The organism is Photobacterium sp. DNB23_23_1, assembly GCF_052873815.1.
In genome coordinates this window covers 62,932-84,634 of sequence record NZ_JBNNXT010000013.1, presented here as the reverse complement: position 1 = coordinate 84,634, position 21,703 = coordinate 62,932, and the positions used below count along the sequence as shown (strand labels likewise).

Here is a 21,703-nt window from a genome sequence, read left to right as displayed (position 1 = left end):
CATGCTAAGTCGCTTTTTTATCCAGCGCCCTAAGTTCGCGCTGGTTATTTCAATTATTCTAACGCTGGCGGGGGCGATTGCCGTCCTGAACTTGCCCGTGGCGGAATATCCTAAAATCAGTCCGCCATCAGTTGGCGTTACAGCATACTATTCTGGTGCAAGTGCGGAAACAGTCGAAGAGGCAATTGCCGACCCGATAGAGGCGTCAGTCAACGGCGTTGAAAACATGATTTACATGTCTTCAAAAAGTGCGAACGATGGTTCGTATAGCCTGAACGTGACGTTTGATATTGGTACTGATCCTGACATGGCTCAGGTAAATGTTCAGAACCGTGTTTCTCAGATTGAGTCTAAATTACCTGCCGAAGTGCGTATGGTGGGGGTTACGGTTAAGAAGCGCTCTCCTGACTTGTTGATGGTTCTTAACTTCTATTCACCAGACGGTAACTATGACGATCAGTTCCTGATTAATTACATTAACCTTAATGTGAAAGATCAGCTGGCGCGTGTTAAAGGTATCAGTGAGGTTAACGTTATTGGTGGTGGTGAATACGCAATGCGTGTTTGGCTAAACCCTGAGAAAATGGCCAACCTGAACCTGACCACTTCTGATATCAATGCCGCTTTGTCTGAGCAGAATGTGCAGGTTGCAGCTGGCCAAGTCGGTGCCGCACCATATAACAACCCGCAAGAAGTTCAGTTCAACCTAGTAACAAAAGGTCGCCTACAAACTGTTGAAGAGTTCCAGAATGTAGTTCTTCGTGCGAACAATGACGGTTCGATGGTTTACCTGAAGGATGTTGCTCGTGTTGAACTGGGTAAGAAGTTCTACAGTGGTAACGGCATGTTCCGTAATCAACCGGCTTCGATTGTTGCATTGAACCTCCAGTCAGATGCTAACGCACTTGAAAGTGGTCAGGCAGTAATGGATCTGCTTGAGGGTATGAGTGCGGATTTCCCTGAAGGGATGGAATATGAAACCAGTTATGATACAACCTTGTTTGTTTCTGAGTCTATCAAAGGGGTAGTTATTACCTTGATTCAGGCAATCTTGCTGGTAATCGCTGTAACTTATATGTTCCTAGGTAGTGTGCGTTCAACGTTGATCCCGGTTGTGGCGATTCCAGTATCTTTAATCGGTACTTTCGCCATCATGTTGGCGGCTGGTTTTACCATCAATACAGTAACCTTGTTCGGTCTGATCTTGGCTATCGGTATCGTGGTGGATGATGCGATTCTGGTTATCGAGCAAGTTGATACCAATATGAAACGTGATCCAAGCCTGACACCGGCAAAAGCAACCTTAATCGCGATGAAAGAGGTTACGGGTCCGATTGTGACTTCAACGATGGTACTGCTGGCAGTATTCATCCCAGTTGCAATGTTGCCTGGTATCACCGGTATTATGTATCGTCAGTTTGCCCTGACAATCTGTATCTCGGTTGTGATCTCCTCGATCAATGCATTGACGCTTTCACCGGCACTGTGTTCGCTAGTCCTAAAGCAAGGTGGTGGCAACACAGCACGTTGGTTCGAAATCTTTAACCGTGGCCTTGATAAGGTGACGTTGAAGTACGGCTCCATCGCAGGTTTCATGGTGCGCAAAGCCGCGTTGCTTGTTGCTTTCTTTGTTCTTGCTGTAGGTGCCGTTACTTTCCTATCGAAAACAACGTCAACTGCATTTGTACCGACGGAAGATAAAGGTATCTTGCTGGTTAACGTTCAGCTTCCAGACTCCGCTTCTCTGTCTCGTACTGAAGAAACAACTGAAAAGCTACAGGAAATCCTTGCGGATGAGCCGGGTATTGAGGGTATTACCGTTGCGAACGGTTATGCATTCCTAACGGGGGCCGCAGCGTCAAACGGTGCATCTTTGTTCATCAAATTAAAAGATTGGGATGAACGAAATGCAATGGACGGCGAGCACTCATCCTTTGCAATTTCGAACCGTGTAAATGGTCGGGCTGCAATGGAATTGCCAGAAGCAATTGTTTTCGCTATGGGGGCACCAGCGGTACCTGGCATGGGTGCGGCGGATGGCTTTGAGTTTGTACTTGAAGATACGTTGGGTCGAAGCCGAACTGACCTAGCCAATGTCATGGGTGAAATGATTCAGGCGGCTAATCAGCAACCTGAAATTCAGTTTACCTTTAGTACATTCCGCGCCAATGTACCTCACTACTACATTGATGTTGACCGAGTGAAAGCGAAGCAACTGGGTATTCCGCTGACGGAAATTTTCCAAACGCTGCAAGGTAACCTTGGTTCAATGTATGTGAATGACTTCACGATGTACGGTAAGAATTTCCGTGTAACCGTGCAGGCAGACAGTGATTACCGTGATGGCCTAGAGGCGTTAGAGCGATTCCACGTGCGTTCATCTTCTGGTGATATGATCCCACTAAGTACTATTACGTCGGTAGAGCAGGTATTTGAACCTGATGTAGCGTGGCGTTACAACATGTACCGCTCAGCTGTTATCCAAGGGAGTCCAGCACCAGGTTACTCAAGTGGTGATGCAATCGCAGCCATGGAACGTGTTGCTGCTGATATCCTACCTCAAGGTTATCAGTATGAGTGGACGGGTATGGCTTACCAAGAAGTAAAAGCCGGTAACCAAGCTATTTACGCCTTTGCACTCGCACTTGTATTTATCTACCTGTTCATGGTGGCGCAGTACGAGAGTTGGAGTATTCCGTTGGCCATTATCCTTGTTGTTCCTGTGGCGACATTGGGTTCATTCTTGGCACTTGCTTTGACGGGGACACCGTTGAACTTGTATGCTCAGATAGGTTTGGTTCTCTTGATTGCACTTGCGGCGAAAAACGCCATCTTGATTGTAGAATTTGCCAAGGTTGAGCGTGAAGAGAAAGAGTTGGATATCGAACAAGCAGCGGTTCGTGGTGGTAAGCTACGTTTCCGTGCGGTAAACATGACTTCTTGGTCGTTTATCTTGGGTATTCTGCCTTTGATCTTCGCAAACGGTGCAGGCCATATCAGTCAGAACTCACTAGGTATTTCACTGACTGGTGGTCTACTGTGCGTGTTGTTGGCAGGTACCTTCCTGATCCCTGGCTTCTTCGCGCTGGTTCAGCGTCGTCGTGAGAAATTCCACGGTGGTTCAACCAAGTTGATTCCATTGGATGATGAATAACTCTCTCGCTGAATATTGAGTAAAGCTTGAACCAAAAAGCTCCCTTTGATGGGAGCTTTTTTATGGTTGTAAGACAATTTATGCCAAATTTTTAGAAAACAATGAGTAATACCAATCTGGATAAGTCGTTGATCAAGCATTTGCACTGGAAAAATCGTTGTTATCAAGGCTGATATTGCAGTAACTAGTGGCTCTAATTACAAAATATCTAACGCAGAAAACAGCGATTTTAACCAGCAAGACTGATCAAATATTTATGTAGGTTGGTATAAGCTTTCCGGCGAGCAAGGGCGAGGGCAGCCAGGCCGATCAAACCAGAGAGTGGAAGACTACCACCGCCACCTGAACCACTTGGGCTTGTTCCCGTTTTGTTTTCTGGGTCACTGACTTTAACAAATGGATCCACACTAAAAGTCGGTGTGACTTGCGATGCGAGGTCTAAGTTCGTTTTAGCCTCAATCCATGCATAATAGTGTGCAAGTTCGGTATAAAGACCGTTCTTCTGCGCTGCTGCATCTCCATTTTCTTTTAGGTGGCAGTATGGACCGTTACTGGTTACACCAATAACACGAAGACCAAAATCACTATCTCCTGATTTATCTGAAATCTGCCAAACTAGCGGGCCACCTGAATCACCTCGACATACATCTTTCTTTATTTCGGGGGTGTTACTGTCAGCACAAACAAAGTGAGATTCTTCACTGAGTGGATAGTCAGCATCACAATCAGTCATTGGAATACCGCCTAATTTCACAACCATTAATTCATCAGGTTGGTCAAATTTAGGTTCGGTGTAACCCCATCCAGAGGCGATGAGGTTAGCCTTAGAGTAACCGATTGGGTTCCAAGTATTGGCAAATTGGTTATTGGCGGCTTCTTGTTCTTGCTGGGTGGCTATTTTAATTGGTTGAGCGACTTCAAGCATTGAACGATTGACCTTGAGCAGTGCGATATCATGATCCAATGCCAGGCTGGAATCGTAACCACTGTGTACAATCTTGTCGGTGATCTCAAATTTATATTTTCCATCGATACTGTCGGCAGTCCCCACTTTGTTTTTAATAATATTTGTACCTGCTATTAGAGTGTTACTCATAAACGACTCTATACAATGAGCAGCAGTAACAGCCCAAAAATCGCTGATAACAACAGCTCCACAGCCGGAAGTGATATAAGTACCGTCATTGAGTTGTGGCTCTGTAAGGAATGCTGCCTGCCACGGTAAAAGTAAATCAGATGATAGTTTACTGGCTTCTTCACCGTTCAGTACACGTGCTTGAATATTGGGTTCATTAGCGAAACTAGGAGCAACGGACAAGCAAGCTAGTGCGACAGCAACGGGGGTATATTTTAATTTCATAACATCCTTTGTTTGTTCTTGAGCTAAATAAAAAAGTTGGCCATCAATAGATGGAAGTTGTTAAACACATCGGCCAACAATGCTCTTGCTAGTAAATGTACGCTGTTTTTATGGAGGGTATGGTAAAGACTGTGATTAACATTTCCAGTCAAAAAAGTGCTTTATGTGACAGGGTTACCAGTTATTCACTGGGTCAATGCATTTTTGGGGTTTTAGAGGTAAGGGATGAATGTTGATTTAATGCAAACCGTTGAGATCTTCTGATCGAGATTGTTGCACTAGCACGTTATAATACAATCTGATATTTAGTAATAACAAAGAGTTGCAGAGTATGACTTACAAGCACGTCATTGGTTTTGGTGTTGCAGGCAATTTTGCCGGGCACTTAGAGCAAGCAGGTGAAGACAAAGATTTTTTAGCGGTCGAGGTTAAAGAAGCGGTACAGCCTAAAGCGATTTTCCCTTTCTATGTGCCATCAGAAAAGGCTGGGTTCCTTTCTACTTACCCATTATCATCCGATACCATTATTCCTCCAAACGATGCTGATAACTTGCAAATCGAACCTGAAGTGGCATTGGTTTGTGATATTGAATATCAGGACAATAAGGTCGTTGCCATTAAACCACATGGTTTCGCTGCATATAATGATTGTTCTATTCGTAAACCTAATGCGAAGAAAATCAGTGAAAAGAAAAACTGGGGTGTAAATACCAAAGGGATTTCATCACAGGTTATTGACATTGATCATCTTCGGGAAGGAGGCAAGTTGGATAACTTCCGTATCGCCAGCTTCCATAAACGTGGTGAGACGGTATCGCGCTACGGTGAAGACAGCCCAGTAGTGGGCTACAGCTACTTTCATGAAAAGCTGTTGAACTGGATTGTTGATCGTATGAACAATCAACAAGATATAGGCCCAACAGAAAATATTGCCGATTTTCTGGAAAATGCAGGTTACCCATCACAGGCCGTGATCAGTATAGGTGCCACTCGCTACACTGAATTTGGTGAAACGACGTTCCTGAAATCAGGCGATACCAGCATGGTGGTCGTTTACGATGGTACGGTTTATACTCCTGAGGATATTACAGCGATGGCGGAAAAGCAGTCGTTTGCCGAGCAGGGTATTTCGGCGTTGGTTCAATCCGTCGCTTAAGATAATTAAAAAGCACTGTGAAAACAGTGCTTTTTCTATACAAACATTACAGTGTGACGTTTGGTTGCGAGCGTATGTCGATTGATTATTTATAGTCGCCAGAAAACCTCTAAAGAGCCATTTGAATTGGAACGGTGTTTAGCTTCTTTAAATTCTGCTGTATTGGTTGCGAAGCTCAGACTGACACCCCATTTGGGTTGGTAGAACACGCCACCAAATACCGCAGTGGCTTGCCAGTGTTCAACATTGGTATCAGGAACTTCACTTGGGCGATCACCGTCAATGGTTATATCGTTTAAGCGGTAACGCCCTTCGATGCCGGCAAATAGGAAATACCCAGATCGGCTTGAAGATAACACACCGACATCAACAAAGTTGCCCGGAGAGAAGCCAGTTGTACCGAAATTATCTGCCAGATTGTTACCCCAACGAGCAACACCACCAATAGCAAGCTCACTTTGATAGTTACCTACATTGATTCGCCCCGTACCACTGAGATCATAATCGTCCATCAAATAAGCCTGTTGACGGGTAAGCAAGCGGTGGCCTTGATAGCCTAGGTTGAAGACAAGAGTATTCTCTATCTGGTAATCCCATCCCATAGGCTCATCGGATCCAACGATCGCATGAATGAACTTTTGACCCTGTTCGGCAAACGAGTTGGGGCCAATCATTCCGACCATAAAGCTGTATTTATCCACGAAGGTAGGCGAATACTGGTATGCACTGGTTTCTAAGAAGAGTAAGCCTGCATAAGGGCGCTCATTTTCAGGTGGTTCAAGGGCCTCAATATCTTCTGGTGTCCACATCTGCTGCCCGAGCGTTAAGCTCCAACCTTGTTTCGTGTCTTCTGCCAATGGCAAATATTGACTGATCTGACGGATCGGTGTTGGCGCCGTCTGTGTCAGATCTGCTGAATAGGGTGAGTTGTATTCAAGGAAAATACCATTGGTGTAATTCTGATCTGTGCCGACGATTCCGTCATTGTCCATCGAAAACGAAAAACTTCCCGAGTTGTATGCGAGGGCATTGGGAGCGAGAGCAGAAAGACAAGCGAAAAGTACGGGTGAAAATTGTTTCATTGCTAATCCTTTGGTACAACAAACAGGATGAGATTCAATAGTGAATGCGTTAATCGTACTTTTAGTTTTTATTAAACAGCGACTAAATTGAATTGTGTATACAAACTGGTTCATCCATTAATGTCTTCATCATATCGAAAGGAAGTGATTTATCGCTAGTTTTTTTAGTGAATAAGCGTAAATCTTTGTGAATGTCCGATTTATAAGGAAAAGGAATGTCAGTGCCCAAAATTACATCGCCATTAGTATCGGTTTCTTGGCTGGTTGAACATTTGTCGGATCCTGAAATAGTCGTACTTGATGCTAGCTGGTTTTTACCTGGTTCAGATAGAAATGCTCTACAGGAATGGCGAGATAGACGCATACCTAATGCCCGTTTTTTTGATTTTGATAAAAAAATTGCTCATCCCGCAGCGTTATTTCCTCATATGTTACCTGAGCCGTCGCATTTTGCTGACGAAGTTGAAAAACTGGGCATATCCAATCGCAGTCAAGTTGTGGTTTATGACAGCCAAGGTGTTTTTTCTGCACCGAGAGTGTGGTGGATGTTCCGTGCAATGGGGCATGACAATGTTGCTGTACTCGACGGTGGGCTGCCTGCATGGGAAATTGCCGGAAACCGTCTTGAGACTGGCGAGCCTGTTTCGCCGGTAGCTGGTGACTTTGACGCACAATACCAACCACAATGGGTCATCGATGGTGACAGCTTGTATGAGAAACTCAATACTCCGGACGTTCAAGTCTTGGATGCTAGGGCGGCAGCGAGATTTTATGGAACCCAGAAAGAGCCGAGGGAAGGGGTCAGAAGTGGTCATATGCCAAGTGCGAAGAGTCTACCATTCGGCCAGTTACTCAAGGACGGATATTTCTTACCATCAGATCAATTGAAGAAGCGGTTTGATGCGGTGAGTAACGTTGATCAACGGCTAATTTTCAGTTGCGGCTCTGGTGTTACGGCTTGTATTTTGGCGCTGGCAGCAGAGCTATCGGGGCGGGAGAGGCTTACCGTATATGATGGGTCTTGGACGGAGTGGGGGTCAACTTACAAATACCCTATTGTTTAATGATATACCCAAGTAAACATGATTTTTGGTATAAAGGCACAGTTTTAATGCACTGTGCCTGTTGTTAACTTATTGATTAGGAATACGTAATTTAGTTGATAACAGATACGTATCCACGTTGTTCAATAAGGCTTTGGCCCGATGTAGACATCACAAAATCAACAAATTGCTGTGCATCTTCGTTTAGCTGCTTTTCTTTATATAGCATCAAGAAAGGGCGAGAGATTTTGTATTTGCCGGACTCAAGATTTTCTAGAGATGGGGACACACCGTCAAAGTCGAGTGCTTTGATAGAGTCGTCGACAGAGCCTAGAGAGACATAGCCTAGTGCGTGTTTGTTACGAGAAACCAAACTCTTAACAGTACCATTGGTATTAACGATTAGTACCTGTGGGTTTATATCCGATACCGTATGGCCTTTGATTTGCTGAGTTAGCCCCATAAAGTCTTCAAAAGAAAAACGCGATCCCGACGCGTTTTCACGGCTAACAACAGCAATTTTTAGATCTGGACCGCCAACTTCATTCCAGTTGGTGATTTCACCGTGATAGATCTTTTCGACTTGAGCTTTATTGAGGTTTGCTACTGGGTTTTCTTTATGTACAACCAGTGCAATACCGTCATGGGCGATGGTCACGGTTGAGATATCAGGCTTGATCTCCTCGGGCTTCAGGTAACGGGAACTCATACCTAAATCAGCAACGTTCTGCTTTACGGCATTGATTCCAGCAGAAGATCCAATACCCTGTACTTCAATCTGTGTTTCTTTATTTTCACTTGAGTAAGTCTCGGCCAGTACCTCAACAATATGACTTGCAGACGTTGAGCCTGTAACAGTGACCGTTTCTTTCGCTTGAACCGAAAAAGCCATGCTAACAATAAGGGCGCAAAGAGTTGTTCTGGTAAGCATTTCTATTCTCCAAAGGACACCAGAAAAGGTTTGCGATAATCTTATTACGGGTTTATGACACTAATGTGAAAAGTACAGGCGAATAGAATAGTAATGTTGTGCTTTCCAGTCCCACATGAAATCCTTTCCGGGTGAATGAGACTGATAAGAAGTAGTTAGCGAACTGAATATTAAGTGTTTATTTTAAAAGGCAGATTTTATCTGAATTCGGGTTTCCGGTAGATGCAGATTTCTTTGGTACATTTCTGAACATTGATAGTGAGATGTTGTGTTACGACATGTATGCCAGGTATACGGTACGGTTGATGTGAGTTCCCTATCTAATAGTAAATAGATGCTATTTTAGAACAGCTTGCTTGGTAATGACCTAGGGCAAACATGCCATCGGATGAGACGGGTTGGCCATATGATTTTTGATTTCTGTTTTCAATCAAGTGAACAGTAAGGTATTAGAAGCGATACCTTAGTGTCTACTTAATAGTTCTGTTGTAGCAGCAGTGAGGATATCTGTGTTGTAAACAGGTTCAATATGAAAGTCACATCGACATGTCGTAGGTGGTCAAGAGCTGCTATGTAATAACAGCAGCTAAATCAGTTCAGCCCCAAAATTAGTTGTAGCTGATGCAAAATCGATTGGTAAAGTTTGGGACTTAGGAAACTTCAGCTAATGGGGGCAAAAGGCAAGACCTGACCCCGCTACTTGTTCGCAACCATTAGACATAAGCGATAAATCGACCTGCTACTAATGCGCAAAGCCACAGTATTAACGACACAAAACCGACGAGGCGCTGCTGGTTGAACGGGACAGCATAACTCATACGCCAATGAAAGTTGACCGCATTTGCCACCGCGAAAGCGATGCACAGCAACTTGAATAGAAAAATACTTAGCGCGAAGTAATCGCTTGGACCAGCCATAAAAAGCAACACACCTGAGATAACCGCAATAACGAAACCGCTAACAGCGACAGGAACGAGCACATGAGCAAGCTGTTCGAGTGTTATACTGCGCCACAGGCCGATGCGTTTTAAATCTAACGGGATGATCGCGCCTACTAACAGCGCGATACCAAGAACATGCAGGGTATTGATTACCGCATAACTCCAACGAGAAAACCGAACCCACTGGGCGACAGGCGTTAGCGCTAAGGCTTCGAGCCAGGCTTCCAACATCGCGCTGCTCTAATCGCGGTTTGGATAAAGATCGTAGAGCACACCGTCAATCCAAATACGCTCCGCCTTCATTAATTTTTGTTCTATATCGGCTGAAGGTTCCCCCTCAATTTTTACCTCAACATCTTTGGCCAAATCGCCCGGCATTAAACCAGCACGATCATTGCGGTAAGGTTGGCCAACTTCTACCGTCCAGATATCGTCTTCAGACTTTACCGTTAACTCCCCATGCGGGTTGCCCAGCTTAAGCTCGACGATAATGCCGGTTAGTTCAATGTTATTACCCGTCGTCCAACGCCAGCCATGATGCGCCGCCGCGAAAGACACCAACACAAAAGATATAAGAGTAAAAAAGAAAGTACGCTTTAACATATTCCCTCCTAGGAGTGGGTTAACCGAAGTAATCCTTCAATACTACTAGAGTCAGTGAGTCACCTTTTTGTTACAGCGAACAATCAATAATTTTTTATTTATTAGCTGTAGTCGCTCAAATCTAAGCTGACAAAGCACCCTAAAAACGGGTAGCTGTCAGATCAAGTTTGAGCCACTACAAATTATAGTTAATAATTTTTGCTTCTTAACGTGGTGTTAGGGAAAGAGGGCATTAAGCCACCTAATTATAGACATTATAAATATAAAGCAGCAAGAAAAAGAGCAGATAGACTGTCCCAACTACCTGATGGTAGACTGGGTGAAAGCGTTTAATGTTGTTCAACTTTGGCACTGTCGATAACTGTTAAGTTGATATAGAGAACTGACTTAAAAGTGATGGATATGTAATAAGAGGGTTGGGATGTTTGGTCTTGATAGGAATATAATAATTGCAGCCTTGATAACTGCTGGAATACCATCAATGGTCACATACTTTTCAGTTTCCAGTATAGAAAAAACAATCCAGCAAACTGACTCCAGATATAAGGCACTACAGCTTTATAGTCAGTTGACTCCTAACGTTACAGTGAGAGTTGAAGGTGGAGATTTCCGCTTCCTAACAACGGGCTCTGTTAATGATGCGGAGCAGTTGCAATATTTAATGGATGAATTTCAACCCATATGGAATAACGATGATTTAGGTATTCATGAGAAGCTTACTGCATTTGAGGAAGTTAGTGGTGAGAAAGGGTTAAACCTTTCTCACCAGTCGTGACATTTAAGTATTGCGTAGTTAACCACGGTAATATCGAAGTGTATGTTGATACACCAGATATTTGGTTTGCGCTTAGTCCTAATCTCTTTGATGATGGAGCTAAATCCTCGACGTTCAAAGGTATCCCATTAGGCACTCTATTACCAAAGCAAACAAATTGTTCAGAGTTTGAAGTTGCTTATGCTGACTTCCCAACTGGAGGGGTTTACTACAAGATACGCTTTCGTTTTGAGCCCACTCACAGGAGTCTAAGTTTTATCTTCGACACAGAAAATGATGAAAAACTTAAAGCTCTTGCTGATAAGTTTAGTTTTACCAACAACATTACAGATAATGTTCCTAATAACGGCTTAAAGTCAGACTTTAAGGCACTTCTTAACACTACTGAAGATAAATAGTTGTCCTTGTTGTGAATGATAAAAACTGGCCACTCGATTAGAGGTTTTGCCACAAAAGTAATGTCGATGCTAAATGGACGGACATATACTTTTTCGGTAAAGTACGCCTTCGCGGCTGCACATGAATTTCAGTCAACTTTAGAGAAAACCCAATGATTGTAGAAAATGTGCTTCCTGAAAATTACGCAGAAATGCTTAATGTTTGGGAAAATTCAGTCCGAGCAACTCATGACTTTATAACAGAAGAAGATATTGAGTTTTTTAAGCCAATTATTATTGAGCTGGCTTTTCCTGCTGTCACGTTAAGATGTGTGAAAAATGAAAGTGGTGTAATTCAAGGTTTCGTGGGTATCCACGATTCAAAGATTGAGATGCTTTTCATCTTAAACGAGGCAAGAGGGCAAGGAGTTGGTAAGTTACTACTGCAATACGCAATAGAGCAGTTAAGCGCAACCAAAGTCGATGTAAACGAACAAAACCCACAGGCAGTAAGCTTCTACGAGCATATGGGGTTCAAAGTCGTTTCGCGCTCGCCACTTGATGATATGGGAAAACCTTTTCCAATTCTGCATATGACACTTTAAAGCTCGGTTTGTCGTAACCAAGTTTGTTAGAAGAAATGCCCAAAGCTAATAACTTTGGGCGTTTCCGTATTTTCCGAATAAGTTTAGTCTTTTTATGCCAGCGTAGCTAATGCTACATAGGTGACGAAATGTACTAACTACTGAGCGTGTAAGCTGTTGTAACGTTCGCGCAGTTTATTCAGAACCACTGATTCATTATCCGATACACCATCTGCTAATAAGTCATTGTTTTCTAGAGGATCGGCAGTTAAGTCAAATAGCATCGCGTCGTCACCTTCAATTTGCACTAACTTGTAATTTCCTTCACGTACTGCCCAGCCGAAGACATCACTCGGCTTGGAATCAGATTTATCCTCTTGAAAGTGCTCTACATAGATATAGTCACGCTCTGTTTCTCCTCCATACAATACTGGTGAAAAATCAAAAGAGTCCGGTGTATTCTCTGCCACTCCGGTGATATTGGTGATAGTGCTAAAGAAATCGACAGTCATGACGAACGCATCACTTCTTCCTGGTTTGATGCCTGGGCCAGTAACGATTAAAGGTACATGCGTGCCACTGTCATAAATGGTGCCTTTGGAAGCGTGGTTGCCATAAAGGTCTTTGGTTACTTGATTCGGCGATCCATTGTCACCCACAAACATAACTATGGTGTTGTTTCTAGTGCTTTCATTCATGGAGTCAAATAGTCGACCAATCTCTGAGTCTAGCGCTTCAAGCATCGCATTATAGTATGGCAAAGGATTGTCTTTGATTGTTTTGGGAGCTGTGGGTAGTTTCCCAGCAGTATGCAGTTCATCAGGAGGAAGATGGAATGGCGTATGAGGAGCGTTGTAGGCTAGCCACAAAAACCAAGGTTGTTTTTGCTTCTCAATCCAACTGATAGCTTGATCAGTAATCTCTGTAGTAGAGTAGTTAGTAACATTAACGCTTTCTCCACCTTTATCCACCGCACCCCACTTGTAGTAGTCTCGAACGCCACCTTTAAACAGACCAAAATAGTCTGGAACGCCTAAACGGGCAGGGTGATCGAGACTTTCACCACTGCTCGCCAAATGCCACTTGCCGAGTAAATTGTTGCTGTAGTCGCTTTTTTCCAAAACATCAAAAAGACTCGTTGTATCAGCAGATAAACCATTCGTTCCTTCTTTAGGAATCGCAGCACCAACACCCGTTCTAAATCCATACTGTCCTGTCATAATGGTGGCTCGGGTAGGCGAGCAAACGGGTGCAGAGTAGCTATTTTCAAATACGATACCTTGCTCACACATCGCTTCAATATTGGGCATGTTTGCTTGCTGAGACCCTAAGGAATAACAGCTTGAGGCATCAATGCCCATGTCATCAGCTATTACGAGTAAAACATTAGGAGAGTTATTTGCCAAAGATGTGATAGGCAATAAAGATGCAAGTGTTGCAGCTAAAGTGGTTAACAATCTCATGTTTTATCCTTTGTAAATTTTGGTTTGTAGCTCAAGCAAATGTTTAAATTCGTAATCAGAAATCACTCAGGCATCGATTCATATTCGATGATAAATGCGTACGAACGACCGGGTAGCCGCTCACGACCATATGTGCCGACATCATCCATATAGTCCCCCCACGTCGGGACAGGCACATTCATTTCCCCAAAGCCCATAACCCGCTGATTGCCATCACCAGAGTCATTGGGTTGCGTGTTATCTCTTGGATCTTTATCAATAACGCCATCATCGAGATTTTGTGCCCAGTTGGTGTATTCAAACTCTTCACCGCTTAACCACTGCCAGCCACCCACAGGTTCTTCGGAACCATCAGGTTGATATCCACCTAAGAAAGGACCAATGGTAATTTCATAGTGGTTATGCTGACTCTCCCCTTCAACATATGCAGGAAAACGCCAAAAGTATTTATCATCATTAACTTGGTCAAATACAAAAGCATTTTCTTCGGGAGAAGTAATAGAGGCTAGATACCCACCCGCAGCCTCGGCCATATAGGCAGCTTGATACCAGTTAAGGTTGCCGTCTGGAAGGTGTACGACTTGATAATAATGTGTGTCACCGTTGGGATTGGTGAAACTCTTTACGGGGAGTTTTTCGTATTTAAAGTCGTCCGGAGCACTTTCCCAATCAAAGAACTGATAGCTTTCTGATACATTAAATGCGACACCATTGATAATAATCTCTTGCTGGACTGTACTTCCCTGTGGAGGGGGCGGGGGATTGGCTGCTGCGGAAGTTGCTACTAAACCAAATGTAGCAACCGAAAGACTAAACATTATTTTATTCATAATCTCACCAGTTTGTTTTCTAGGTTGTTATTCAGAATAGAATAGTCAGCAGAAAGATACACATTTACTTACAGAGTGAAGTTGAGATGGCTAGAGTTGAATCCGGAACACTCAGGTTATCGGGGTAATATGGTGCTTGTATCGTACGTATATTCAGTGTTAGAAACCAATAAAAAGCTAATTTGAGGCAGTATTTTTATTAACGGAATATATAAAAAACAATGCTAATACAGAAAGTCTGAATTTCTATTCGGTTTGTCAGTTTTTAGATCATTCCCTCAGTATCAGTTGTGTTAACTCGGTCGCATTTCTGCAAACAAAGATTGAGCTCTGGTAGCAAGCTGAACTCTTTGATATATAAAGAGTGTAACGAAATATTTCGGTTTACAATATTGTAACATTTGATGGTTTGTGTCTATCCTCATTATGTGTATGAAAGTACATGGATATGACAACTTAAGAGGTCGGAAATATGCTGACAATGGCAAGAAGAGCGCAGCCTAACAAAGCGCTTGTTTCTGAAAGGATTCAGAAACTTATCAAAGCGTTATCAAATGGCGTATATGAGCGGGAAGAAACGATTAAGTTATGTCTTCTTGCGGCGCTTGCTGGAGAGAGTGTGTTTCTATTGGGGCCTCCCGGTATTGCAAAAAGTTTGATCGCAAAACGGTTAATTCAGGCTTTCGATAACAGCCAGTTTTTCGATTACTTAATGACCCGCTTTTCCACCCCTGAAGAGGTATTTGGTCCGCTTTCAATTCAGGAGCTGAAGGATAATGGAAAATACGTTCGTTTAGTTGATGGTTATATGCCAACGGCTCAAGTGGTGTTCCTTGATGAAATCTGGAAAGCTGGGCCGGCGATTCTTAATACGTTATTGACGGTCGTGAATGAGAGAACCTTCAAGAATGGCCAAGACGTTCTGCCTGTGCCTATGCGTCTGTTGGTTACAGCCTCCAATGAATTGCCTGAAGTCGACAGTGGCCTAGAGGCTTTGTATGACAGGATGCTGGTTAGGGTGTTTGTTAATCGTATTCAGGAAAAACAAAACTTTAAAGCCATGTTGATGGGAGAGGGTCCGTCCATACAGGAGCTAGAGCCTGGCTTGGCAATCACTGATGAAGAGTACGATGATTGGCAGTTACACATTGAAGACATCACGTTGTCTGAAGATATTTTCGAGAAAATATATCAGCTTAAAACAATGATCGAGCAGCGTGCAGAAGGTGTCGAAACGATTGATGAGCATGAAAGTGAGCTATACATCTCTGACCGACGCTGGAAGAAATCTGTTCGGTTATTGAAGGCCAGTGCCTTCTACAATGGTCGCGATGCCATTAACCCACTTGATTTACTGTTGCTACAAGACTGTATGTGGCATAGCCCCGAATCTCGAAATGTGATTAGGGATATTGTTAGTGATTTCGCCATTGAAAAAGCATTCAATCAGGAATCAGCACAAATCAATGCTGCAGATGCACAGTCGATTATAGATGACGTGAATGCCGAAGTGGCCACTGAATTGGCTGTTAACTTGAGCCGCGAAACCATGATGCGTAAAGAATGGTTCAAGTGTGATCTCAGCGGGGCAACGCGTTATACCGTTAATCACAACGCACGAATGATCAAATTGGTTATGCTGCAACATAATCCCTCTGTTTCCGAACAAGAGAAAGGCGATAGCCGTTGGGTTTATGTTGATGGTGATGATTTTGAGAAAAAAATTAAAACCGGACAATGTGATATTTATGGATTTGTAAATAAGAATACTCACCTTTGCCGACTGCAGTTTGAGGTGAATGCTCAGCAACAACTGGTTATTAAAGATATTGCTAATCGTTCGGTGTTGGTGGGTATTGCCGGTGTTAATGGGATCTCTCAGGAGCAACAAAAGCACTGGGTAACGATGGCGGAAAAAGCGTCCTCGAAAGTGCTGGATGCGGATCACAACCTTAAAGTTTCACGCAGTAGCTTCCATGGTGCTTTACCTCATAACTTTATCGCCCCTCAATTACCCGAGCATATTGAGCAGAGCTTATTGCAAGCAACGGCTTCAGTGCATGACCTGAAAGTAACGGTTGATAAGAGTGTATTCCGTATTAGTCACTTGACTGAATACTTTGCTTAGCGGGAGTGTCGTTATGCCGGTTTCTGAAGGTATAAATTTTGCGATGATGCTAGTTGAATCAGGCATCGTCGATAATGCAGTACAGGAATTGATGATGCAGCAACAGTTAATTGTTGCTGCGGAATCTAATCCTGGTATTAAGTCTGCGATGAAAAAGCAGATCATGAAGTGGCGTGGTCATGTGCAAAAGCGAATGACGAATGTCAGTGTTGAAGAGCGCTTTCATCAGGAGATAGAACTCTATCAGCAGGCATGCCAATGGGAGGCAAAGTATTTCTTCGAGCACGTTGATGATGTAGTTAAACAATTAGAAGGGCACTCGGCTTTTTACTTCAAAGCAAAAACGTTGACAGAGCGGGATCATCAAAAGCACAACCCGATGTTCCAGAGCTATTTTTGTAGCCAGTGGCACAAGTACCTAACGCTTGCGTTGACAGAGGCCCAACAGGTTGAGTTGGAGCAGCATAAAGAAAAACTGTTGGCAGATCTTTACCAGCGCATCGAAACCATGCAGAACATGGAATCGGTGACTGAAGCCGGTGATGAGAAAAAAGCAGGTCGTTTATGGGATATGGCCAAAGCAAAACTGACCAAAAGTGATGTCAGCACACTCAAAGAGATGGCGCACTTTCTGAAGAAGAATAGCGGATTGAAAGAGATTGCTGAAAAGTTAGGACGGATGGCCAATGAAGTGGATGATCCGAATAAAGAGCGTGTGCGCTCTGAAGATTTGAAAATGGTCGAAGAGCAAAGTGATAACGTTACGGATGATATCGTTGGTATCCATGAAAGTGATGACTTATCTAAATTGTTACCGAATGAAGCCATGTTTTTGGCTTATCCAGAATTAGAGGTGGTCTTTTATAAACATTTAGTCGATAAGCGCCTATTGAATTACAAGGTGCAAGGTACACAGAGAAAGCTTCGACGGGTGAAAGCGTACAAGCGCCAAACTAAACAGGTAGAGCAAGAGAAAGGCCCATTTATTGTCTGTATTGATGCATCAGGTTCAATGAATGGTTTTCCGGAGCAATGTGCCAAAGCATTGGCTTACGGCTTGATGCAAATCGCCTTGGCAGAAGATAGAGACTGTTACGTCATTATGTTCTCGACACAACAGATAACTTATGAGCTGACTAAGCAAGATGGACTGAGTGAAGTGCTTAATTTTCTCTCGTATTCATTTCACGGCGGTACTGATTTAGGGCCAGTACTTGATCAGTCAATTGAACTAATGCTGGGTGGTAAGTATAAGAATGCCGACCTGATCGTGTTATCTGATTTTATAGCACCGTCACAGCCAGGAAAAATGATGAAGCGAATCAATAAGCTAAAAGAAAGCCGAAATCGTTTTCATGCTGTTAATTTATCGAAGTATGGTAACCCTGAGCTAATGACTATTTTTGATCATTGCTGGTCTTATCATCCCTCTAAACTCGGGCGATTGCTGAAGTGGAAATAACCTCAAGCACTTTGACGAGGCTTGGGTATCTAATTGTTTTTGATTATTAAATGAAACTATAGGTTTATAGTTGTCTTGCCTTAGGCGCTCACATGAGCGCCATTTTTTTATGGTCATTGTTCATTTATCGGCAAAGTATTTATTGAGGGTTTGATGCCAGCCCGGACTTTGACGAATCTTGAGTAGCGCCCGGTTGAGCTTTTCTCGATGAGGGCTGTTATTCTCTAACACTAAACCGTAGTTTTGCTTTTCAAATTGATATGGCAGAACTGACAGTGATTCATAATTTCCCGATTCTTTAGCCATTTTAATCAAATATTTTAAGACGGCATCATCAGCAACAATGGCCTCTACCTGCTCATTGTCCAGTGCTTTTAATAAGTCATTGGTTGATTCAAAGCTTTGGTGGACAATACTGTGGCTGGTCAAAAATAATGATGAGGTTGATTCAGCCTTGGCTCCGACTCGGAGATTCGCTAAATCGTTTGGCCCTTTTATATCACTGTTTAATAAACCAAGGGTAAAAGTACTGGCTAAAATTGCGGTAATGCTAGCAATGAAGAAGGTGGTAAATATTGCCAATAACACGGTTAGTACACGACCTGTCAGTGTTTTAAATTCATAGTAATTAAACGGCCCTTTAGTGATAAAAAGCAAACCAAGAATAAATCCCTCAATCATTTTTGCTCTTTTCGAACGCATTGAATATAACTTGTCATTGACCCTGTGCTCTAATAAGTAATAAATTCCTCCGACCACACCTGCTGCAACAAAGGCAATACCGAGCACTATCAGTAGTTTTTTATTTGTGAGTATGTTCTTGAGTGAGGAGAGGTAACCTTGTTGCTTCACTGCAATCGCCAGGTGAGTTTCATAAAAAGAATGGGAAAAATCGAGGATTTCTTCTCGCTCTGGGGTAATAGAAATACATGAAACCCCGATATTGAGTGTATTGGTGCTGACTTGTTCCAGTAATTCACCTAGCTCATGATGGCTGATTTCAAACTCGACGCCGAGTTCGGCTGCAATCTGCTCCCAAAGATAAATACTGAGCCCCGATGGCTTTTCTGTTTCACTTTCAATGACGAAGGGAGGGCAATGATAGCTACCCACTTTTACATTTACATCATTGGCGGCATAGGCTGTTGAGGGACCTGCAAGCAGATAAATAAAAGACAGATAGGCAAATAGCAAAGTGTGGTGTACTGCTCTCATAGGGGGGTCATACTCCAGTAGAAGGCTGTAAGTTGGCCATGAGTTAAGTATAAACATCGTGACAATTTCACAAGTCTGTCATCCATACCTCTTTTTTGGGTAATGAGTTACCTTTATTCACTGTCAACAAACCTTGCCAATTTTTAGGGAATCGATAGAGAAGTTGCATAGTCAATGAAGTCAATGAGCTATGCTTATTAACAAATTGGATATTCGCTTGATGGGTACCAGTGGTGAGCTGAAATGTATGGAAATCTGTATTTTTTGCTGCCATGGCGAGGAGGGCGTATGAAAGTGTTGGCTATTTTAGCGGCACTGAGCATCTGGTTTTTTAGTCAGCCTGCATTGGCGCAAAATGTATGGGTGATTGAAATTTCCGGTGGTATAGGGCCAGCTACCAGTGATTATGTCTCACGAGAAATCGTGCAGGCACATAAAGAGCAAGCCAGTTTCATTGTGTTAAAAGTGGATACGCCCGGAGGTCTCGATACCTCCATGCGGGATATTATCCGTGCAATTACGACATCACCTTTACCGGTCGCGACTTGGGTTGGCCCTGCCGGATCCCGGGCTGCGAGTGCCGGGACGTATATCCTTCTTGCTAGTCATGTTGCAGCGATGGCCCCTGGTACTAACCTTGGGGCGGCTACGCCGGTTTCGCTTACTGCGCCTGTAGGAAAAGATGATGATTCAGGTGGTAACCCATTTGCACCAAAAAAAGAGAAAGAACCAGATGCACCTGATGATGACGCCGATCAAGCCAAAGAAGAAGATGCCGCTGACAGTGATAAAGTCACTGCTAAAACCGCGATGGAAAAAAAAGTGATTAATGATGCCCGTGCCTACATCCGCGGCTTGGCTAAACTACACGGCCGGAATGAAGAGTGGGCAGAAACCGCGGTAACAGAAGCAGCAAGCATCGACGCAGAGAAAGCGCTGGAGCTGAATGTTATCGATTTTCTTGCGTCGGATCTGGATAGTCTAGTCACTCAATCTAATGGTCGTACCGTTATCATTAATGGGCTTGAAGCAAAGATCGAATTGGCGGATGTGGCTTATATTGAGCGAGAACAAGACTGGCGATTCAAGCTGTTGTCGGTAATTACCAATCCCAATGTTGCTTATATCCTAATGCTTATTGGGATTTATGGCTTATTGCTTGAGTTCTATAATCCAGGGGTTGGGCTTCCGGGAGTCTTGGGTGGGATTTGCTTGTTGCTAGCGATGTATTCATTGCAAATGCTACCGGTGAGCTATGCAGGTTTGGCTTTGCTATTGCTGGGAATCGCCCTCATGGTTGCGGAAGCTTTCAGTCCTAGCTTTGGCATCCTTGGGCTTGGTGGCATTGTAGCCTTTGCGCTTGGCTCAGTCATGTTGATGGATACAGAAACGCCGGGATACCAAATTGCCATTCCATTGATTGCTGGCCTGACAGTGGTATCGGCTTTGTTCACCTTCGTCATTTTGAGCTTGCTGCTCAAAACAAGGCGTAAGCCTGTCACTACCGGTGTTGAAGTCCTACTGGGTCAAGAGGCTATTGTGGTGGGCGGTTTTCCTGGTAGTGGCCGCGTATTGGTGGATGGAGAAATTTGGCAAGCCAATTGTGACGCTGCACTAGTGAAAGGTGACAAGGTAACGGTGGTGCAGATACACGGCCTTTGCCTGGAAGTCGAAGTCAACCAACAGGCAAAATGAATCCAATGTGCGGATATACCCAGGTGATTTCAAGGTGCTTGGGTATGTAACCTTTTTAAAAGGACCAATGATATGATCACATACTCAATAGCAACGATTATTGTACTGGTGTTTGTGCTTATTGTAAGCATGTTCAAAGTACTTCGTGAGTACGAGCGTGCCGTTGTGTTTTTACTGGGACGTTTTTATGAGGTGAAAGGGCCCGGCCTGATCATCATCATCCCAATTATCCAACAAATGGTTCGGGTCGATCTGCGAACTATTGTATTGGATGTGCCTACTCAGGATTTGATCACCCGTGATAATGTGTCGGTGAAAGTGAATGCCGTCGTTTATTTTCGGGTTGTTGACCCAAAAATGGCGATTAATAACGTGGAAAATTATCTTGAAGCCACCAGCCAGCTTTCACAGACAACGCTGCGCTCTGTGTTAGGTCAGCATGAACTCGATGAGCTGTTGTCAGCCCGTGAAGAGCTTAATAAAGATCTACAGGTGATCTTGGATCAGCACACAGACAACTGGGGGATAAAAATTGCTAATGTTGAAATCAAACATGTTGATCTTGATGACAGTATGGTTCGCGCACTTGCACGTCAGGCAGAAGCAGAGCGTTCACGCCGAGCAAAAGTGATACATGCCACGGGTGAGCTTGAAGCGTCAGCCAAATTGCAGGAAGCGGCAGATGTGCTCAATCGGTCACCCAATGCGGTTCAGTTGCGTTATATGCAAACATTAACCGAAATATCCAATGATAGAACAACAACCATAGTGTTCCCGATGCCGATAGACTTGGTTGAAAATGTTACTCAATTGATGGCGGCAGCCAAGAAGAAAGAAGAGCCGTAATACCAACCTACATAAATATTTGATCAGTCTTGCAGGTTAAAATCGCTGTTCTCTGCCT

At 43.5% G+C, this 21,703-nt stretch carries 18 protein-coding genes; 10 read left to right on the top strand and 8 right to left on the bottom strand.

Annotated elements, in window-relative coordinates; genetic code table 11:
- Window position 1 precedes the first annotated feature (1 nt).
- The gene (locus tag ACVA53_RS10685) at window positions 2–3,154 is read left to right on the top strand and encodes an efflux RND transporter permease subunit (protein ID WP_446505093.1); all 3,153 of its coding nucleotides are present in this window, start codon (window positions 2–4) and stop codon (window positions 3,152–3,154) included.
- A gap of 229 nt (window positions 3,155–3,383) precedes the next feature.
- Here the strand turns inward: ACVA53_RS10685 and ACVA53_RS10680 are convergent, their stop codons facing one another.
- Complete coding sequence (locus tag ACVA53_RS10680; protein ID WP_255040580.1) at window positions 3,384–4,514, bottom strand: S1 family peptidase; 1,131 nt, start codon at window positions 4,512–4,514, stop codon at window positions 3,384–3,386.
- 331 nt (window positions 4,515–4,845) lie between these two features.
- Between ACVA53_RS10680 and ACVA53_RS10675 the strand changes: the two genes are divergently transcribed.
- Window positions 4,846–5,670: a DUF5718 family protein gene (locus ACVA53_RS10675; protein ID WP_255040579.1), complete on the top strand. Its 825-nt coding sequence runs from the start codon at window positions 4,846–4,848 to the stop codon at window positions 5,668–5,670.
- Between the two features lie 89 nt (window positions 5,671–5,759).
- Here ACVA53_RS10675 and ACVA53_RS10670 read toward each other — a convergent pair whose 3' ends face one another.
- The gene (locus ACVA53_RS10670; protein WP_446505092.1) at window positions 5,760–6,752 is read right to left on the bottom strand and encodes a lipid A deacylase LpxR family protein; all 993 of its coding nucleotides are present in this window, start codon (window positions 6,750–6,752) and stop codon (window positions 5,760–5,762) included.
- A 215-nt stretch (window positions 6,753–6,967) separates the two neighbouring features.
- Here ACVA53_RS10670 and ACVA53_RS10665 point away from each other — a divergent pair, with 215 nt between their 5' ends.
- On the top strand, window positions 6,968–7,816 hold the full coding sequence (locus ACVA53_RS10665; RefSeq protein WP_446505091.1) for a sulfurtransferase: 849 nt from the start codon (window positions 6,968–6,970) through the stop codon (window positions 7,814–7,816).
- A gap of 91 nt (window positions 7,817–7,907) precedes the next feature.
- Here the strand turns inward: ACVA53_RS10665 and ACVA53_RS10660 are convergent, their stop codons facing one another.
- The 3 genes from ACVA53_RS10660 to ACVA53_RS10650 form a co-directional block, all read right to left on the bottom strand.
- Window positions 7,908–8,726 carry a phosphate ABC transporter substrate-binding protein gene (locus ACVA53_RS10660; protein ID WP_255040576.1) on the bottom strand — a complete coding sequence of 273 codons (819 nt, stop codon included), beginning with the start codon at window positions 8,724–8,726 and terminating at the stop codon, window positions 7,908–7,910.
- 713 nt (window positions 8,727–9,439) lie between these two features.
- On the bottom strand, window positions 9,440–9,898 hold the full coding sequence (locus ACVA53_RS10655) for a hypothetical protein (RefSeq protein ID WP_446505090.1): 459 nt from the start codon (window positions 9,896–9,898) through the stop codon (window positions 9,440–9,442).
- A 9-nt stretch (window positions 9,899–9,907) separates the two neighbouring features.
- Window positions 9,908–10,270 carry a DUF6152 family protein gene (locus tag ACVA53_RS10650; RefSeq protein WP_255040574.1) on the bottom strand — a complete coding sequence of 121 codons (363 nt, stop codon included), beginning with the start codon at window positions 10,268–10,270 and terminating at the stop codon, window positions 9,908–9,910.
- 421 nt (window positions 10,271–10,691) lie between these two features.
- Between ACVA53_RS10650 and ACVA53_RS10645 the strand changes: the two genes are divergently transcribed.
- The 3 genes from ACVA53_RS10645 to ACVA53_RS10635 all read left to right on the top strand — a co-directional run bounded on the left by ACVA53_RS10645 (window position 10,692) and on the right by ACVA53_RS10635 (window position 12,027).
- Window positions 10,692–11,045 (top strand): hypothetical protein, encoded by a 354-nt coding sequence (locus ACVA53_RS10645; RefSeq protein ID WP_446505089.1) that lies wholly within the window; start codon window positions 10,692–10,694, stop codon window positions 11,043–11,045.
- Window positions 11,046–11,083: 38 nt separating this feature from the next.
- Window positions 11,084–11,443, top strand: coding sequence for a hypothetical protein (locus ACVA53_RS10640; protein WP_446505088.1), 360 nt, complete (start codon window positions 11,084–11,086; stop codon window positions 11,441–11,443).
- A 152-nt stretch (window positions 11,444–11,595) separates the two neighbouring features.
- On the top strand, window positions 11,596–12,027 hold the full coding sequence (locus ACVA53_RS10635; RefSeq protein ID WP_446505087.1) for a GNAT family N-acetyltransferase: 432 nt from the start codon (window positions 11,596–11,598) through the stop codon (window positions 12,025–12,027).
- Between the two features lie 137 nt (window positions 12,028–12,164).
- On the opposite strand, the gene ACVA53_RS10630 is transcribed toward ACVA53_RS10635, so the two are convergent.
- Both ACVA53_RS10630 and ACVA53_RS10625 read right to left on the bottom strand, forming a co-directional pair.
- Window positions 12,165–13,469: a sulfatase-like hydrolase/transferase gene (locus tag ACVA53_RS10630; RefSeq protein WP_446505086.1), complete on the bottom strand. Its 1,305-nt coding sequence runs from the start codon at window positions 13,467–13,469 to the stop codon at window positions 12,165–12,167.
- A gap of 62 nt (window positions 13,470–13,531) precedes the next feature.
- A complete protein-coding gene (locus ACVA53_RS10625; protein WP_446505085.1) occupies window positions 13,532–14,299 on the bottom strand; it encodes a hypothetical protein in 768 nt (255 codons plus the stop codon).
- Between the two features lie 472 nt (window positions 14,300–14,771).
- Here ACVA53_RS10625 and ACVA53_RS10620 point away from each other — a divergent pair, with 472 nt between their 5' ends.
- Both ACVA53_RS10620 and viaA read left to right on the top strand, forming a co-directional pair.
- Window positions 14,772–16,427, top strand: coding sequence for an ATPase RavA domain-containing protein (locus ACVA53_RS10620; RefSeq protein ID WP_255040573.1), 1,656 nt, complete (start codon window positions 14,772–14,774; stop codon window positions 16,425–16,427).
- A 13-nt stretch (window positions 16,428–16,440) separates the two neighbouring features.
- The gene (viaA, locus tag ACVA53_RS10615; RefSeq protein ID WP_255040572.1) at window positions 16,441–17,889 is read left to right on the top strand and encodes an ATPase RavA stimulator ViaA; all 1,449 of its coding nucleotides are present in this window, start codon (window positions 16,441–16,443) and stop codon (window positions 17,887–17,889) included.
- A 120-nt stretch (window positions 17,890–18,009) separates the two neighbouring features.
- Here the strand turns inward: viaA and ACVA53_RS10610 are convergent, their stop codons facing one another.
- Window positions 18,010–19,104, bottom strand: a complete 1,095-nt coding sequence (locus ACVA53_RS10610) for a substrate-binding periplasmic protein (RefSeq protein WP_255040571.1) — start codon at window positions 19,102–19,104, stop codon at window positions 18,010–18,012.
- A gap of 288 nt (window positions 19,105–19,392) precedes the next feature.
- Between ACVA53_RS10610 and ACVA53_RS10605 the strand changes: the two genes are divergently transcribed.
- A complete protein-coding gene (locus ACVA53_RS10605; protein WP_255040570.1) occupies window positions 19,393–20,799 on the top strand; it encodes an NfeD family protein in 1,407 nt (468 codons plus the stop codon).
- Between the two features lie 72 nt (window positions 20,800–20,871).
- Window positions 20,872–21,645, top strand: a complete 774-nt coding sequence (locus tag ACVA53_RS10600; RefSeq protein ID WP_255040569.1) for a slipin family protein — start codon at window positions 20,872–20,874, stop codon at window positions 21,643–21,645.
- The last annotated feature ends 58 nt before the right edge of the window (window positions 21,646–21,703 follow it).

Coding starts and splice junctions, on each gene's coding strand:
- ACVA53_RS10685 (WP_446505093.1), top strand. CDS start 2: ATGCTAAGTCGCTTTTTTATCCAGCGCCCTAAGTTCGCGCTGGTTATT.
- ACVA53_RS10680 (WP_255040580.1), bottom strand. CDS start 4,514: ATGAAATTAAAATATACCCCCGTTGCTGTCGCACTAGCTTGCTTGTCC.
- ACVA53_RS10675 (WP_255040579.1), top strand. CDS start 4,846: ATGACTTACAAGCACGTCATTGGTTTTGGTGTTGCAGGCAATTTTGCC.
- ACVA53_RS10670 (WP_446505092.1), bottom strand. CDS start 6,752: ATGAAACAATTTTCACCCGTACTTTTCGCTTGTCTTTCTGCTCTCGCT.
- ACVA53_RS10665 (WP_446505091.1), top strand. CDS start 6,968: ATGTCAGTGCCCAAAATTACATCGCCATTAGTATCGGTTTCTTGGCTG.
- ACVA53_RS10660 (WP_255040576.1), bottom strand. CDS start 8,726: ATGCTTACCAGAACAACTCTTTGCGCCCTTATTGTTAGCATGGCTTTT.
- ACVA53_RS10655 (WP_446505090.1), bottom strand. CDS start 9,898: ATGTTGGAAGCCTGGCTCGAAGCCTTAGCGCTAACGCCTGTCGCCCAG.
- ACVA53_RS10650 (WP_255040574.1), bottom strand. CDS start 10,270: ATGTTAAAGCGTACTTTCTTTTTTACTCTTATATCTTTTGTGTTGGTG.
- ACVA53_RS10645 (WP_446505089.1), top strand. CDS start 10,692: ATGTTTGGTCTTGATAGGAATATAATAATTGCAGCCTTGATAACTGCT.
- ACVA53_RS10635 (WP_446505087.1), top strand. CDS start 11,596: ATGATTGTAGAAAATGTGCTTCCTGAAAATTACGCAGAAATGCTTAAT.
- ACVA53_RS10630 (WP_446505086.1), bottom strand. CDS start 13,469: ATGAGATTGTTAACCACTTTAGCTGCAACACTTGCATCTTTATTGCCT.
- ACVA53_RS10625 (WP_446505085.1), bottom strand. CDS start 14,299: ATGAATAAAATAATGTTTAGTCTTTCGGTTGCTACATTTGGTTTAGTA.
- ACVA53_RS10620 (WP_255040573.1), top strand. CDS start 14,772: ATGCTGACAATGGCAAGAAGAGCGCAGCCTAACAAAGCGCTTGTTTCT.
- viaA (WP_255040572.1), top strand. CDS start 16,441: ATGCCGGTTTCTGAAGGTATAAATTTTGCGATGATGCTAGTTGAATCA.
- ACVA53_RS10610 (WP_255040571.1), bottom strand. CDS start 19,104: ATGAGAGCAGTACACCACACTTTGCTATTTGCCTATCTGTCTTTTATT.
- ACVA53_RS10605 (WP_255040570.1), top strand. CDS start 19,393: ATGAAAGTGTTGGCTATTTTAGCGGCACTGAGCATCTGGTTTTTTAGT.
- ACVA53_RS10600 (WP_255040569.1), top strand. CDS start 20,872: ATGATCACATACTCAATAGCAACGATTATTGTACTGGTGTTTGTGCTT.